The organism is Flectobacillus sp. BAB-3569, from assembly GCF_002270355.1.
Taxonomy (GTDB): Bacteria; Bacteroidota; Bacteroidia; order Cytophagales; family Spirosomataceae; genus Flectobacillus; species Flectobacillus roseus.
This window is the reverse complement of the sequence record NZ_NJFZ01000017.1, coordinates 1-15,638: the sequence shown is the minus strand read 5'-3', so window position 1 is coordinate 15,638 and position 15,638 is coordinate 1. Positions and strand designations below refer to the sequence as shown.

The following is a 15,638-nucleotide window of genomic DNA, read 5'->3' as shown; positions in this document are numbered from 1 at the left end:
TAATATGAATTTTACTTGTAGAGATGCAATGCTTTGCATCTAAATATGTGTCATCCAGTATATTAAAATCAAGAAATGCGGTCGAAAGCTAATTTCGACCGCATTTCTTGATGACAAATTCAAACATAATATATCTTTAAAGGTAAGACAATGCGTTTCCATTGATAAGACCTAGCGTAAAAATCACTCATTTACTCAATTACTACCCACCAAAATAATGATTTCCAAGGATAATGATCAAACCTGCATATACGACAGTGACAATTGCCCACATTAATGAAGATTCCAAAAAACGAAGTGTTTTGCCAAAAGAGAATTCTTTGCGTAATGATAAAATATATTCCATGACAATAATGAAGTTTATAATGTGAGAAAAATAGATTTGTCACTCAAGCTTACCCGAAGATAAGCTTGAAGTATTGGTTTTTAAGGGTTTTGGCAAAAGCAATGATAACCAATCCAATGATAGCTATAGCATAGAATATCTCGGTACTCGGATAGTTCAATTGAATAAGCAATCCAACAATGAAAAGACGAATAGCTTCCAAATAGATAATCCAACGTTTTTGCTCTAATAGTGCCCCGCAGTTAATTAACGATATTAAGATGAAAAAGCCCAGAGTATTTGTGAGGTAAGACTAATACTATCTAAAAAATAAATGATGACAAACAGCCCAATGAGCAACGAAATCATTTGAACGACCACATAAGTATAAACACGTTTGCTGTTCTGATCTTCGTTAAACTGAATGATAAATCTCTTTTCTAACTCTTCCCGAATCCTTGGGTCAAGTGACTCAGGTTTGCCGAATAAAATCCTGAATCGCTCTTTGATAGTTTGGGCATGCTTAAATGCATAGGCCAATTCAATCATGTAATGAAAATGTTGCCAAAGAAAACTATAACTTTTAATAGGTTTTGTCAAGCCATAAACAGGCTCTTCTATTTCTTCAGCAAAAGTCCCAAATAGCTTATCCCAAAAGATAAACATATCGCTATAGTTTTTATCTAAATATTGCTCATTACTAGCATGATGCACGCGATGGTGTGAAGGCGTTACGAAAATGTATTCCAAAAAACCTAACTTTCCAACAGTGCGTGTGTGCGTAAAGAATGGATATATGCCATGAATCAAAAGCACAATGCTAATCATATCGGCATTGAAACCAATAATTGGTAATATCGACCAGAAAAAGGTTCTAGCAATAGCTTGAAAAATTGTAATACGAGCCGAAACCGTAAAATTGAATTCTTCACTTTGATGATGTACGATGTGCACACTCCACAAAATATTTACTTCATGACCCAATCTGTGATACCAATACCACAGTAAATCAGTAAGCAGGAGTAGGGCAATCCAAGAAAAGACGCCTGATTTGATATCAAAAAAACCAAGATTCTTTTGCAAGTAGTCATAGTAAAAGTAGAATATACCGATGCTAAAGCAGTCAATCAGACGTTCGGCAATACCTACATTTAAGTTTGCTATGGTATCCTTGAATTTATAAAATTTCTTTCCTTGTACTTTAGAAAGAAAATATTCAAGCCCCATGAAAACTAAAAACAGTGGAATAGCAAATGCCAAATATTTAGTGTGCATAGGATTTTATAAATGAGTTTTGAGTTTGGAGTGATAATTAATTTTGTTGAAATAGAGGTATCTTTCTCAACAGTGAGGTACTATATAATTAAAAATCATTATGAATATTGGCTGAAAAGACTCTTCCATTGGGCTGCCGACGAGGGCAATGCCCAATGCCGAGTACAATTCTCCAAAAACAATCTCAATGATTTCACTATTGTTAGGTGGTGGCACTCAAGAAGTATGAAACCACCCATTCTTTGCTTGAAATGCCACCAGCAATTCTTTAAACATGTTGAATGTCTTGGATCACCAACCAATTTTTTCACTTAATAATACTATCTAACAATCAGGTAACCCCCCATAATATACGCTAAATCCAATTAATACAATAATGATGATTACCACTACAGATAATAAGAATCGTACGCCTAATTCAGATTTGTCTAAAAAATCATCAGTTATGGATTCTGTTGATTTATTCATTATAATCTATAGATTTTATATACTAATAGATCAAAAAAATGAATTTTAGTTTGTTAATAATTAGTTGTTCTCAATCATACCTTTTGAATATTATTGACTCAAAAGTGTTGACTAAAAAAACCTTCAATCAATAGAATAAAAAGGCTTATGCCGCTAATTCTTGGCGAATCACAACAGGAATATTTTTATTCGCGCCAAAAACGGCTGCCAACATTTCAGTAGGTTGAAAAGGTTTATCAAAATTATCATCAACAGATGAATAAACCACCTTTTCTTGGGTATTGATGACAATCGTGGCAGGCACAGGAACATCTTCTGAAATACCTGAAACATAATCCCACACAGGATACTCTTCTTGGAATAGTCCTAGGCTTTTGGCTATTTTTTGTTCAGGATCTGCTAGAAGATTGAATCCAATATTAAAATGTCTTTGAAAATCTCTAACTTCTTCCGCTTCGGCATTTATAATCACTAATAGATTACCGCCAATTGCCAAAATCTCCTGATATACTTGTTGTAGTTTTTCCAAATGGTTACTACCATATTCATTCCAACCAGCCGACAAAAAGCTTATTACCAATGGCTTACGACCCACCAACTTTTTAAGTTGTACAGGGTTTTGATGGATGAAGGTATAGGGTAAATTTTGAGCGACTAAATTCTTATAATCAAACTCTATTTGATTGATTCTTTTTCCCAATTCAATTTTAGCGGTAGGTCTAGGAGTTCTTTTGCCTACATATACAGGAAGCGTAGCATCCCAATTCAATCCATATCTATTTTGCGTAGCTAACATATTCTATCTAGGTCTTTAAAGCGTGATGAGTTATTCTTGCTTGTTTGATATTACAAAGGTATATACTATAAACTATATATCCTATAAACTTTATAGATTATTATTAAAAATTTGAATAAAAGTTGAAATGTGTATATGATTGATGGAAATTATATTTAATCGAAATTTTTCAACTATGGGTGATTTGTTGTAATTATTTATCTTTTTAGAATAAACCAATAAAAAGTTGAAAATTTTTCATGTCATATTTTTAGCGATTATAAATTATAGTAATTTTAAGAATCAATACTGAATAGGATACACCTTTCTTGCGATTCTCTTTTTGAACTATAGAATTAAAATATCATTGAATTTTACCTCTATTCAACTCGAAGTTTTGCTGTCAGTTTGTATCCTCAAAAAATACAATTGCATCTAAAATTTCTAGCTATGAAAACAATCTACTTATCAATCTTGCTACTCTTTTCTTGTTTTTCACTTTTTTCACAAAGTATCCGAATCACAAATGTTCGCTCGCAAGGCATCGACGATAATTCCTTTCTTTGTAGTGGGAAGAGGCTTTATTTGAGGTACGAAACCGCTGGTAACTTTAATGCGGATAACAAATTCCAACTTGAATACAGGGTAGGGAATTCTGATTTGAACTGGAAAGTTATTGCTTTTAAAGATTCCTCGAATATCATGTTGGCTGACTTACCAAATTATGAGAGCTTAAAAATTCTTGGAGAGTCGTCAAGTATCAATTTTAGAATAAAGAGCACAAGTCCTTCCTCCATCTCCAATCAAACTTATGCTGTGTTGGCTGGCGACGCGAAGGTGGAACTATCGGGTATTTCCAAAAATCAAGCTTATCCTACCGAACCTATCTCCTTGGATTTGAATCATTTTGGATACAATAATTTGAACCTAACGTTAAATAACGGTCAAATCTTTAATATCAATGGCTCGTATATTTTTGAGAATACGCCCAAAAAAATTACCATAAATGCCTTAAAATCAGACTCAATTTATATCAAACAAGTCTATAGTGGATGCGGAGTCGGAAGCTCTACAGGAAAATTCTACTTGAATGTCTCAGATCAGTATGTAAGGATATTGAGCGCCTTGAATGTGGCGTGTACGAATCATACTTTTAGAATTAAAATCCAAAAAAGTGGTACGTGGAATGCTGGTAATCAATTCTATATCCGACTTGTCGAACAGATATATCCCTCCATTAACCCTAAATCCTATGATGTTTTGGCTATTGAAAAGGACGGTTATTTAGAGGCTGTTTTACCAACAAATATTCCTGCAAAATCATACAGTGTCCAAATTGTCACAACGAGTCCTGCGGTTGTATCCAATGTCTATTCTGAGATTTTGAAACTTTATCCTAGTCCAATGCTGACGTTCAAGTCCAAAGACCCAACTATTCTCTATGGCAACGATGTAAGTTTGGAGTATGCTAGTAATGGAGCACTGCCAAGCAAGCTTAAACTCAACACGGGCGAATCCTTCAATTTTAGTTTTTACAATAACACTAATTGGATTTATTTCAAACCAAAATCTGGTGGGTATTGCAAAATAGACTCATTTACCACGGTTTGTGGTAATCATAAAGCAGGTTTAGATTCTATCAAAATAACTATAGCTCCATCAATTATCACCGATTCAATATCTGTTTCGGAGGTTTGTGCTGGGGGTAGTTTTGAAGTAAAATTCAAGTCAAATATCAATCTCAAGATTGGAGAAAAGATTTATGCGGGTAGAAAAGATGGCTATAGCGGAAGCGACAATTTTAGTATCGAAGGCGTTGTTTTGGCAAACAACAGAGCAAGATTTGTTTTACCCTCGAATTTTACCATGCTTGAGTATTCAAGTTATTATCTACAACTCTGGACAGAGAGTACTCCCAGTAGTAATAACATGAGCCCAAATATGATAAAATTTAAAAGAATGCCGAGCCCCAAAATCTTGTTTTCTGGCACTCCAATATCCGCACTACCACAAAATGTGAATTTAGGGTTTTTGCTTAATGGTGGAGACCCGATGACCCTAAAACTCAGTAACGGAGATGTACTTTCATCGTTGCCTGGAGGATATTATACCAAGCAATATTATGTGGCTAAATCACAAACCTTGTCAATACTTTCAGCAGAAAACTCCTGTGGACTAAATGCCAATTTGGATACTAAAATTGATTTTACGGTACAAAATGAAGAAAAATCTATCATACTTAAGCTTGACGTTCCAGACGATCAAGTGATTTGTGCTGGTACAACTGTCAATATGACTTTGCAGAAAAGTGGCAACTTTGAGCCAGGAACTAAATTTATGGTCGACTTAGTTAATTACGACAATTCAACCATATTTAAAGAAAATCTTGCAGAACTCGTTGATGGAAAAGCAACTTGGAAAGTTCCAGATTTATCTGATATAAGAGGTGGGTACTTGAGAGTGCGCAATTCAAGTTCAACGATTAACAGTAATCTTATTCCGATTACAGTAAAGGCTATGCCCACCTTCAATTCTAGCAAGAAAGGAGGAGTTGTACTATCACAAGGCTCATACGAAAACCCTATCAATTTTTATGCAACGGGTGGCGCACCCTATCTGATCAAATCTAAGGAAGGTGCTCAGTATTTCGTTTCTACGGAAGGTTATTCTACACTTCCAGCCTATCTGACAAAATCGAATACAATTTCTTTGACTGAGATTAGTAATCAATGTGGAGCATCGAGTATATCTGAGCAGGACTATACCGTTTATGTAAAGGATAAAACCTTGAGTTCGATTAGTTATTATCAAACTCAAACCTTTTGTAAAGGTAGTACCATCAAATTACCGATTCAGGTATTGAATCTCTTAAACCCTTATGAGACACATTTTAAATTGAAATTAGATGTTATTTCAATCTATGGAAGTGAATCAATTAGACGAAATTTATTGGACAATATCAGTACCGACATTATCAACTTTTCTATTCCAACCGACTTACCATTAGGTTCTTATGCCATTGAATTGTCAGATGTTGAAAATCCAGCTAATGAGAGTCTGAAGATTTATTTTAATTATGTTGAGGCGCCATCACCTTCTAACCTAAAGCTTTCTATATCGAATACTTCTCCCATAAAAGTAGGAGAGAGAGTAACATTTATTTACACCAATACGACAGGCGAAAGCCTAAATTTACAGCTAAATGGAGGAAATACGGTCTATAATGGTTTTTTATACACGGGAACTTCCAGCTATGATTTGTATCCCTCACAGTCGGCAACTTTTACCTCGGTAAAGGCGGTTAACCAATGTGGGCTCACAGAAATTCCAGTTAATTTGAGTGTAGTAGTAAAGCCTATTCTTGGATGGAATTACCTGAAAGGGTCTACCTATTGCCGTGATGAGAAGGTGTCCGTCAATATCAATACTCAAGGAGTATTTGCCAATAAAGGATTTAACCTTGTCATCAAGGATGGATATACTGCAAAAGAGTACAATGTACTTTCAGTTACTGATAACGGACAGTACTCGTTTACTATTCCAAAAGACCTCACCACTGGCGACCACTATATTGAGTTGAGATCAGCCTCAAGGGAGGCAGACGCCAGTACGCAGTTTTTAAGTTTGAAGGAAAAACCACTTATTTCTGTGGTAGGTAGTGCAACAATCAACGCTGGACAAACCACTTATCTGAAGATTGTTTCAAATTCACTGGGAAAGTATTTTGGTAGAGATTTTAGTTCAGACTTGGTAAACTATACCCTGAGCGATGGTTCGTCAAACACGTTGACTTTGGGAGGTAATAATAATTATGTATTTCTCCCAGTAAGTCCAAAGGCTTCAACGTCTTTTACTCTTTCTTCTGTCTCCAACTTGTGTGGTGCAGGTACTGTTACGGGTGCGGCTCAAATTACTGTTAATCCAGTTTCGGCAAAATCTGTTGAGATTACATCCCTTGAGAATCAAGAAACTATTCAATACTACAACTACGCTTGTGGAAACCAGACCATAAAAGTCAATTTCAAACTTACGGGAACCTACGATACAGGCACTACGTATGACTTATATATGTCTGATAGTGTTGGGAATAACTTTGTGAAAATTCCCGTTATTGCACAAAGTTCAAATACGCTATCGGCGACCTTGCCAGAAGTAGCTTCAACTGGTTTCGGTTATCGGTTTAAGGCTATCGCAAATACCTCCAACAGTACGAGTACAACAAGTCCATATCCAATAACGATTCATAAAATTCCAACGGCGCAGTTTGACTCCACAAATATTTATGTAATGTCAGGACAAACTCCCGCTTTGAGCATTTCAACTACAGGAGCATTACCCATCAAATTATTGCTTAAAGACGATAATGCTGTTTTTTATAATTATACCACCACAACTTCCCAATTCAGTATTCCTGTAATTGCCACGATGGGAACAAAATTTCTTATCAGTTCAGTGAGTAATAATCTATGTGCTGGAAAAGTTGGCTCAAAATCTCAAGCTCAATTATTGATTGTCACAGGAATTGAAGAGTTATCAGATTGGGGAATACGAGTAGCACCAAACCCAACTGATGGAGTGCTCACTTTGATGAATGTTGTACAAGATGCAAGACTAAATGTTTATGATGCAATGGGAAAAGTAGTGCTAGAAAAAGTCTTAAGCCAAGGAGATAATTTAATTGATATGGGCGGACAGGCGTCTGGTATTTATTTCTTTTCGGTGGAATCATCCACGAAGAAAGTTATGCTTAAAGTACAAAAGTACTAGTGTTATTTTCAGGAAAGAAAACACCCAGAGTTCTACAACTTCTCTGGGTTTAACTATTCCAAGAGGTCGTTACTAGTTTTTTAATGCATTCGAAGTTAGTGGGCAAAATAAAATTCAAGTTTATGTTTGGGGCTTTCAGGTAACGGCCTTCGGCTGTGGGTTTTGGAAAAAAGCATGGCTGTAGTTACTAAAAAACACATTAAAACTCTTTGCCTAATGCCTGCCACCTAGTGCCTAAGCATATAACTTAAATCTTATTTTACAGTCTCATATAATCAATATTATTCTATATTAAGTTGATTCTAAAAATATTTACTTTTATGCTAATAAGTATATAAAATTGTATTTTATCGAAGATTATTAGTGTAAATAAGCTAAATTTGTAGATTATTGAATAATTGCTTTATCAAAATTTATTAATCATCTACAAAAGTTCATGAACAAAATTTTATTAACACTAGCTATTGCTATTAGCTTCGCATTTTCTTCAAATGCACAATCAGAATCTTATGTACCATTCAGAGTTCATATTTCTCCATTCACCTATGTGATTCCAAATTATACTAAAGGTTACGGTGCAGGTGCAGGTATTTCCATTGAACCAGCCTATGCCATAAACGATAACTTTGTTGCAGGATTAAAATTAGAGGCAGCCCTATTCGGAGCTGGAACAGAAACATCTTCTTCTATCGGTGCAGTTGGCTCTTATATCTTGACGGGCGATTATTACCTTGGTGAAGGCAAAAGTAGATTTTTCGGCGGTCTTGGGGTAGGTCTTTTTTCTGGAGCTACAGCCGCGATATATAACACTGGGACGACTCCTGTTGAGGCAGCAGGTGGTTCAGGCTTTGGATTAGTTCCTCGCGTGGGGGTTCAATTGAGCCATTTCCGTTTGGCTGCCGAATACAATTTAGCCCCTAAAAATATGTCATACCTAGGTCTAAAAGCTGCCATTACCATCGGCGGTGGTATGTACTAAAATATAATAAATTCCACAAACACATTCGGATAAAGCAATTTTTAAGAGGAATTCATCAGAGTTCCTCTTTTTTATTAATACAGGAATTTTCGGAGGATTTTTTTGCAAATTTTGAAAAGCTGAAAGAGTATTTTTTCAAACTTGTCCCTTCTTCTAGCAGATAACAAAAGAAAGATACACTGTGAAAAGAACATTTTTACAAATAAATCCAACTGACAATGTGTTGGTGGCTCTATGTGATTTGAAAAAGGGCGAAGAGGTTGTTTTTAAAGGAAAAACAATCATTTTACAAGATGATATCGCTGCCAAACATAAGTTTACTATCGATGATTTAAAACAAGGTGAAGAGGTTACCATGTATGGTGTTTTAGTGGGAAAAGCACAAATGCCTATTCCTGCTGGAGGGCTGATTCATACTTTTAACTTAAAACATGCTTCAGAGCCTTTTCAAGGAAAATTGAAGGACTACACTTGGCAAGCACCTGATGTTTCTGCATGGCAAAATCGTACTTTTATGGGGTATCATCGTGCTGATGGTCAGGTAGGTACGCAAAATTATTGGTTAGTGATTCCTTTAGTTTTTTGTGAAAATCGTAATGTAAATATCATGAAGCAAGCGTTTTTGAAGGCTTTAGGATATGCACAACCAGATTTGTACCTCGATCAAGTTAGTACCTTATTAGATGCGTATCAGTCTGGTGCCGACATCGATTCATTGAAAACTTTTACTTTCCAACAAAAGAAATCCGACTATCGTCAGAATCGTGTATTCAAGAACGTTGATGGTATTAAGTTCTTAACGCATGAAAGTGGTTGTGGCGAAAATCGTGAAGATTCAGAAAACCTTTGTAACCTTCTTGCGGGCTATTGTGTCAATCCCAATGTAGCGGGTATTACCGTGCTAAGCTTAGGATGCCAACACTCTCAAGTGAGTATTTTACAAGAGGCTATCCATAAAATTTCTCCAAATTTCGAAAAACCACTATATATCCTCGAACAACAACAAGATTTAGGTTCGGGTGAGTCACAAATGTTGGCGGAGGCTATTCGTCAAACATTTGTAGGCATGATTCAAATCAATGAAATCGAAAGAAAGCCCGCCCCTTTGAGCAAGTTGAGAGTTGGTGTAAAATGTGGTGGTTCGGATGGTTTTTCAGGTATTTCTGCCAATCCTGCTATTGGTCATACTGCAGATTTGTTGGTAGCCCTTGGAGCCAATGTGATGATTGCGGAGTTTCCTGAATTGTGTGGAGTTGAACAAGAATTGCAAAACCGTGCGGTAACTGCGGAAGTGGCCGATAATTTTGGGTATTTGATGAAGGAATATGCCCGTCGTGCCGAGGCCGTTGGTGCAGGTTTTGATATGAACCCTTCCCCTGGAAATATTAAAGATGGCTTGATTACCGATGCAATCAAGTCGGCGGGGGCTGCCAAGAAAGCGGGTTCATCACCTGTAGTAGATGCTTTGGGATATGGTCAATACTCGAAAAAAGCAGGCTTGAATTTGGTTTGTACACCGGGTAACGATGTATTGGCGACCTCAGGAATGGCTGGTGCTGGTGCTACGATTCAATTGTTTACTACAGGTTTGGGTACGCCAACAGGTAACCCAATTTGTCCTATGGTAAAGCTTTCGACGAATACAAAATTGGCTCAAAAATTACCAGAAATCATAGATATTGACTGCGGACCAATTATCGAAGGAGAAAAATCAGTAGAAGAAATGGGCGAGATGGTTTTAGAATATATTATCGGCTTGGCTTCTGGTGAGTACCAAACCAAAGCAATGGAGCTAGGACAAGATGATTTTATGTTCTGGAGAAGAGGGGTAAGCCTTTAAGTCTTATTGATTAATTATTTCAGATTTTGGATTTCGGAAATATCTCAGAATAAGTAGGTGGGCAAAATGAAATTCAAGTTTGGGCTATGGCTTTTGGCAAAAAAACATAAACTTAAGGAAGCTTATTTGCCTAATGCATATAGCTTATTGCCTAAAGCAATCTTTAAAAATAAAACAATCCATTGGCGATTTCAAACAGCCAAATAAATATACATCTTATGTTTAGTTTATCAGGAAAAGTAGCAGTAGTCACAGGTGGAGGTAGCGGTATTGGTAAGGCTATCTCAGTATTATTTGGAAAGCAAGGTGCCACAGTTCATATCTTAGAACTGAATGCTTCTGCTGGAGAATCGTCAGTGTCTGAAATAATTGAGGCTGGCGGACAAGCGCAAGTTCATGCGTGTGACGTAAGTAATCAAGCTCAAGTTAGCGAAGTGATTAACAGCATCGGAAAAGTAGATGTATTGGTCAACAACGCTGGTATTGCTCACGTGGGTTCGTTGGAAAACTGCGATGCTGATGCCTTTGAAAGAGTTTACAACGTAAATGTAAAGGGTGTTTACAATACACTTTATGCGGTTGTTCCAGTTATGAAAGCTAATGGAGGCGGTGTAATTTTAAACATGGCTTCTATCGCATCATCTATTGGTTTACCAGATCGTTTTGCTTATTCTATGTCAAAAGGTGCGGTATTAACCATGACACTTTCGGTGGCGAAAGATTATATCAAAAATAATATTCGTTGTAACTGTATTTCGCCAGCGCGTGTACATACGCCATTTGTGGATGGTTTTATTGCAAAAAATTATCCGGGTCGTGAGGAGGAAATGTTCGAGAAACTTTCTGCCACTCAGCCTATTGGTCGTATGGCAAAACCTGAGGAAGTAGCTGCGCTTGCCTTGTATTTATGCTCTGATGAAGCATCATTTATCACTGGTACAGACTACCCAATTGATGGTGGATTTATCCGTTTGAACAACTAAGAGTTTGTTTTCCTGTCAAGAAAGGATAAGAGTAATTAAATGGCGTGAGTATTTTCACCCAACACTATAAATCAATTATTCATTAATTATCTCAAAACAGATGCGTAAAACAATTTTTGCCCTTCTTACGGTATTAGCTTTAGCCTCTTTTGTTGCTGACAAACCTAAAAAAGTTATTTTCTTTGGCGACTCTATCACACAAGCTGGTGTGAAACCCAACGGTTACATCACTCGTATTGGTGAATTATTAACTGGTAAAAACCTTGGTTCAAAATATGAATTAATTGGAGCAGGGATTGGAGGAAACAAAGTATACGATTTATATCTGAGACTCGAATCCGACGTTTTAGAAAAAAAGCCCGATGCCGTTTTTATCTATGTTGGAGTAAACGATGTTTGGCATAAAACCACCTCAGGGACTGGTACGGATCCAGATAAATTCGTAAGATTTTATCAAGCACTTATCGACAAGATTAAGGCAAGCGGTGCTAAAGTGGTATTGTGTACACCTGCGGTTATTGGAGAGAAAAATGATTTTAGTAACCCACAAGATGGCGATATGAATCATTATTCAAACCTTATTCGCAAACTGGCTGAAAAAAATAGCTTACCCTTGGTTGACTTAAGAAAAGCATTTTTAGCCTATGACTTGGCCAATAACGCTACTAACAAGGATTCAGGAATTCTAACTACTGATAGAGTTCACTTGAACGATCTTGGCAACAATACAGTAGCTGAACTTATGCTAGCTGAATTGTTAAAATTGTAATCAAAACTTTTAATTAAATATTTCAACTAATGATTAGTTGAAAAAGTAAAATCATGAAACTAATAAGATTTGGTGAATTTGGTAAAGAAAAACCAGGCGTAATTATCGAAGGAAAACGTTATGATGCTTCTGGTTTTGGAGAAGATTATAACGAACAGTTTTTTGAAAATGATGGTCTAACTCGCTTGGCAGCTTGGTTAGAGTCTAATCAAGGTACTTTGGCAGAAGTTGCTGAAGATGTACGTTTGGGTTCATGTGTGGCTCGTCCTTCAAAAATCGTTTGTATTGGTTTGAACTTTGCGGATCATGCTCGTGAAACTGGTGCTGCCATTCCTCAAGAACCAATTATTTTCTTCAAATCAACGACAGCGCTTTCTGGTCCGAACGACGATATTATTATTCCTCGCAATTCAGTAAAGACTGACTGGGAAGTTGAATTGGCCTTTGTCATTGGTAAAAAAGCACAATATGTTGACGAATCAGAGGCATTAGATTATGTAGCAGGATATTGCTTACACAACGATGTTTCTGAAAGAGAATTTCAAATCGAAAGAGGAGGTAACTGGTCTAAAGGTAAAGGATGTGATACTTTCGCACCAATGGGACCATTCCTTGCAACGCAAGACGAAATTGAGGATATCAATAATTTGAAAATGTGGTTGACGGTGAATGGAAAGACTTTCCAAAACAGTAACACCGACCAATTGATTTTCAAAATCCCAACTTTAGTTTCTTATTTAAGTCAATTTATGACCTTATTGCCAGGTGATATTATTTCAACAGGAACACCTCCAGGTGTTGGTTTGGGCTTCAACCCACCAATTTACTTGAAAGAAGGCGACGTGGTAGAACTAGGTATCGAAAACTTAGGTTCTTCAAAACAAGTTGCTAAAAACTGGTCTAGAAATTAATCTGCTTAGAGTATAATTGAAGGCTTTGACCGAGTAGGCGATGGTATTTCGCTAAAAGGTTTGTCCAAATTCACATACGCTTGTATATTGAGTTTTGAAATGTTTCTTTAGAAAAGGCTTTAGGCTATTAGCCTTAGGTATTAGGCAATAGATATTTTCAGCCTAATGCCAATTGCAAACAAAATTAATAGTATATCTGTAATAAAAAATGATAATACACCTCTGATTGTGAGGTTATTCCAGTAACAGATATACTATTAACAAATAACTTCAGCTTACTTCTCGAAACATTTCAAAACAAAATATGGTCTCTTAGAATAACTAGGAAATCTTTTAGTGAAAATGAACTATAATCATCCTTCAATTAGCTAACAACATTATGAAAATTGATTCGCATCAACATTTTTGGCAATACGACCCTTCTAAACACGAATGGATAAATGATGAAATGAAGAAGATTCGTAAGGATTTTCTTCCAGAAGATTTAGCTCCAATCCTTCAACAAAACGGTATCGATGGCTGTGTGGCTGTGCAAGCTGACCAATCTGAGGCTGAAACCGATTTTTTGATTGAGCTTGCTTCAAAAAATGATTTTATCAAAGGTGTAGTCGGTTGGGTAGATTTGATGGCCGATGATGTGTACGACCGCTTGGAATATTATTCAGAATTTAAAATCGTAAAAGGTTTTCGTCATGTGGTTCAAGGTGAGACTGATCCTGAATTTATGCTTCGCCCTAAATTTAAGGCAGGAATCACCGAGCTTGGTGCGTATGATTTTACCTACGATATTCTGATTTATCATTACCAACTCGATCAAGCTATTCGTTTTGTAAAGTTATTTCCTGAACAAAAATTTGTACTGGACCATATCGCCAAACCAGATATTAAAAGTGGTGAGTATGGAACATGGCAAACCGAAATCAAAAAGTTGGCTTTACACCAAAATGTGTACTGTAAACTTTCAGGAATCATTACCGAAGGTGAATGGGAGAGTTGGAAACCTGCTGATTTTAAAGTGTATTTAGAAACCGTACTCAAAGCTTTTGGACCCGAACGCCTTATGTTCGGCTCGGATTGGCCAGTATGTTTAGTTGCAGGTCAATACGAAGAAGTATTGGGCATTGTAACAGATTTTATTGGTAATTTGACTCCATTAGAGCAGAAGAAAATTATGGGTGGTACGGCTCAAAAATTCTATAATCTCTAAATTTCCAAATGAACTTAGGACTTAAAGAAAAAGTCATCATTGTAACTGGTGGTGCAAAAGGTATAGGCGAAGGCATCTCAACGTCTTTGGCTGCTGAGGGAGCTTTTGTAGCGATTGTAGGTCGCAACGAGCAAGATAACCTCCGTACAGTAGAGGCGATTCAAGCTGCTGGTGGTCAGGCATGGTCATTTGTAGCCGAATTGAGCGAGCCTACCGAGTGTGAGAAAGCGATTAAGGAAATTGCTACTACTTTTGGTCGTATCGACGGATTAGTAAATAATGCTGGTGTAAATGATGGTGTTGGCTTGGAAAGTGGTAATTATGAGCGCTTTATCAAGTCATTACATTCCAACTTGATTCACTATTACTTGATGGCACATCATGCGTTGCCATATTTGAAGGAATCAAAAGGGTCTATCGTTAATGTCACTTCAAAAACTGCCGAAACTGGTCAGGGAGGAACTTCAGCTTATGCAGCTTCTAACGGTGGGCGTAATGCTTTGACTCGTGAATGGGCGGTAGAGTTATTGCCATTTGGTATCCGTGTCAATGCTTTGGTGGTGGCAGAGTGTTATACGCCATTGTATGACAGATGGATCAAATCATTGCCAAATCCAGAAGAAACTTTATCAAAAATTACTGATAAAATTCCATTAGGAAAAAGAATGACAAGTTCGCAAGAAATTGCGGACATGGTAGCATTTTTATTATCAAAACGCTCAAGTCATACGACTGGACAACTCATCCACGTGGATGGAGGATATGTTCATTTGGATAGAGCTTTGATATAGCTTAATGCTGAATTAATGAGTTGTGAATGTAAATTTTAGTTATCAATATTTCATTTTCATAAATATCTAAAATTAGTTTTGCATTAATTCTTAACTTGTCTATAGCCATAGAAGAAAGAAACATGAGTCATCCCGAATTTTGTTGTGCGAAGTAGCACCATAGCATGTTTTGGATGGCCGTTCTCAATCGATAAATCGGTGTCAAAGCATTTTGGCACCGATTTCCTGTTCTATGAGCAAATTGATTGATGATTATCTTGATAATAGATGGCCAATTCCTGATGAGTTTCATCAAGAAGTCGTAAATAAGTGAGACGATGGCTAATAGTTTGAGGGTATTTTCGAAGAACCATAACCTAGGAGATTCAATAGCTAGCTCAGTTTTGGCGAATCTAAACGCCTGTTCGATATTCCATCGGTGCATGTAGCTATGACATATTTCCCAAGCATCCTTAGCTGATTCTACAGGCAATGAGGTTAATAAATAGAGTGGTGACTGATAGTTTTTGGTATCTCTCACTATTACTAACGACAAGTTAATGTCTTCA

Annotated in this window: 11 protein-coding genes and 1 pseudogene; 8 read left to right on the top strand and 4 right to left on the bottom strand. The window is 36.7% G+C overall.

What is annotated here, in order from left to right; translation table 11 throughout:
- Positions 1–202: 202 nt before the first annotated feature.
- From BWI92_RS27345 to BWI92_RS16105, 3 genes are all read right to left on the bottom strand, one after another.
- The gene (locus BWI92_RS27345) at positions 203–346 is read right to left on the bottom strand and encodes a hypothetical protein (RefSeq protein ID WP_176464451.1); all 144 of its coding nucleotides are present in this window, start codon (positions 344–346) and stop codon (positions 203–205) included.
- Positions 347–601: 255 nt separating this feature from the next.
- Positions 602–1,600, bottom strand: a complete 999-nt coding sequence (locus tag BWI92_RS16110) for a sterol desaturase family protein (protein WP_229363208.1) — start codon at positions 1,598–1,600, stop codon at positions 602–604.
- 613 nt (positions 1,601–2,213) lie between these two features.
- Positions 2,214–2,864 carry a redoxin domain-containing protein gene (locus BWI92_RS16105; protein WP_095164306.1) on the bottom strand — a complete coding sequence of 217 codons (651 nt, stop codon included), beginning with the start codon at positions 2,862–2,864 and terminating at the stop codon, positions 2,214–2,216.
- A 1,383-nt stretch (positions 2,865–4,247) separates the two neighbouring features.
- On the opposite strand from BWI92_RS16105, the gene BWI92_RS16100 reads away from it, so the two are divergent.
- The 8 genes from BWI92_RS16100 to BWI92_RS16065 all read left to right on the top strand — a co-directional run bounded on the left by BWI92_RS16100 (position 4,248) and on the right by BWI92_RS16065 (position 15,090).
- Positions 4,248–7,610: a T9SS type A sorting domain-containing protein gene (locus BWI92_RS16100; RefSeq protein ID WP_409024754.1), complete on the top strand. Its 3,363-nt coding sequence runs from the start codon at positions 4,248–4,250 to the stop codon at positions 7,608–7,610.
- Between the two features lie 436 nt (positions 7,611–8,046).
- Entirely contained in the window at positions 8,047–8,589 is a 543-nt protein-coding gene (locus BWI92_RS16095; protein WP_095164303.1) for a hypothetical protein, read from the top strand.
- Positions 8,590–8,770: 181 nt separating this feature from the next.
- Positions 8,771–10,429 (top strand): UxaA family hydrolase, encoded by a 1,659-nt coding sequence (locus BWI92_RS16090; RefSeq protein ID WP_095164301.1) that lies wholly within the window; start codon positions 8,771–8,773, stop codon positions 10,427–10,429.
- Positions 10,430–10,647: 218 nt separating this feature from the next.
- The gene (locus tag BWI92_RS16085; protein WP_095164299.1) at positions 10,648–11,412 is read left to right on the top strand and encodes an SDR family NAD(P)-dependent oxidoreductase; all 765 of its coding nucleotides are present in this window, start codon (positions 10,648–10,650) and stop codon (positions 11,410–11,412) included.
- 100 nt (positions 11,413–11,512) lie between these two features.
- The gene (locus BWI92_RS16080) at positions 11,513–12,181 is read left to right on the top strand and encodes an SGNH/GDSL hydrolase family protein (protein ID WP_095164296.1); all 669 of its coding nucleotides are present in this window, start codon (positions 11,513–11,515) and stop codon (positions 12,179–12,181) included.
- A 53-nt stretch (positions 12,182–12,234) separates the two neighbouring features.
- Positions 12,235–13,092, top strand: coding sequence for a fumarylacetoacetate hydrolase family protein (locus BWI92_RS16075; protein WP_095164294.1), 858 nt, complete (start codon positions 12,235–12,237; stop codon positions 13,090–13,092).
- Positions 13,093–13,471: 379 nt separating this feature from the next.
- On the top strand, positions 13,472–14,299 hold the full coding sequence (locus BWI92_RS16070) for an amidohydrolase (RefSeq protein WP_095164292.1): 828 nt from the start codon (positions 13,472–13,474) through the stop codon (positions 14,297–14,299).
- An 8-nt stretch (positions 14,300–14,307) separates the two neighbouring features.
- Entirely contained in the window at positions 14,308–15,090 is a 783-nt protein-coding gene (locus BWI92_RS16065) for an SDR family oxidoreductase (protein WP_095164291.1), read from the top strand.
- Between the two features lie 127 nt (positions 15,091–15,217).
- On the opposite strand, the pseudogene BWI92_RS16060 reads toward BWI92_RS16065, so the two are convergent.
- Positions 15,218–15,638: pseudogene (locus BWI92_RS16060) on the bottom strand (hypothetical protein); the annotation flags it as partial.

Excerpts from the sequence above, each read along its gene's own strand:
- BWI92_RS27345 (WP_176464451.1), bottom strand. The coding sequence starts at position 346 with ATGGAATATATTTTATCATTACGCAAAGAATTCTCTTTTGGCAAAACA.
- BWI92_RS16110 (WP_229363208.1), bottom strand. The coding sequence starts at position 1,600 with ATGCACACTAAATATTTGGCATTTGCTATTCCACTGTTTTTAGTTTTC.
- BWI92_RS16105 (WP_095164306.1), bottom strand. The coding sequence starts at position 2,864 with ATGTTAGCTACGCAAAATAGATATGGATTGAATTGGGATGCTACGCTT.
- BWI92_RS16100 (WP_409024754.1), top strand. The coding sequence starts at position 4,248 with ATGCTGACGTTCAAGTCCAAAGACCCAACTATTCTCTATGGCAACGAT.
- BWI92_RS16095 (WP_095164303.1), top strand. The coding sequence starts at position 8,047 with ATGAACAAAATTTTATTAACACTAGCTATTGCTATTAGCTTCGCATTT.
- BWI92_RS16085 (WP_095164299.1), top strand. The coding sequence starts at position 10,648 with ATGTTTAGTTTATCAGGAAAAGTAGCAGTAGTCACAGGTGGAGGTAGC.
- BWI92_RS16080 (WP_095164296.1), top strand. The coding sequence starts at position 11,513 with ATGCGTAAAACAATTTTTGCCCTTCTTACGGTATTAGCTTTAGCCTCT.
- BWI92_RS16075 (WP_095164294.1), top strand. The coding sequence starts at position 12,235 with ATGAAACTAATAAGATTTGGTGAATTTGGTAAAGAAAAACCAGGCGTA.
- BWI92_RS16070 (WP_095164292.1), top strand. The coding sequence starts at position 13,472 with ATGAAAATTGATTCGCATCAACATTTTTGGCAATACGACCCTTCTAAA.
- BWI92_RS16065 (WP_095164291.1), top strand. The coding sequence starts at position 14,308 with ATGAACTTAGGACTTAAAGAAAAAGTCATCATTGTAACTGGTGGTGCA.